The sequence below is a fragment of the Mesorhizobium sp. M1A.T.Ca.IN.004.03.1.1 genome, assembly GCF_003997555.1.
In the GTDB taxonomy this organism is placed as follows: domain Bacteria; phylum Pseudomonadota; class Alphaproteobacteria; order Rhizobiales; family Rhizobiaceae; genus Mesorhizobium.
This window is the reverse complement of sequence record NZ_RZTV01000462.1, coordinates 1-265: the sequence shown is the minus strand read 5'-3', so window position 1 is coordinate 265 and position 265 is coordinate 1. Positions and strand designations below refer to the sequence as shown.

The following is a 265-nucleotide window of genomic DNA, read 5'->3' as shown; positions in this document are numbered from 1 at the left end:
GCGCATGACGCACGCCTTGCTTCCGTCGATCCGCGCCTATGGCGGCGAATTCTGGAGCGACGGACAATGCGGCTTCGACAAGCCCAAGGCGGTCGCCGCGGTGCAGCAGTTGCACGACATGGTCTTCACGGACAAGTCCATCGTCCCGCCCGGCGAGCAGGGCGACTACTTCTCCGGCAATTCGGCGATGACGGTGAACCAGATCTCGCGCGCGTCGAAGATGCCGGAGGCGGGTTTCAAATGGGGGATCGCCCCGTTGCCGTCG

At 64.9% G+C, this 265-nt stretch carries 1 pseudogene; it reads left to right on the top strand.

What is annotated here, in order from left to right:
- Positions 1–265 (top strand): annotated as a pseudogene (locus EOD29_RS32440) (sugar ABC transporter substrate-binding protein); the annotation flags it as partial.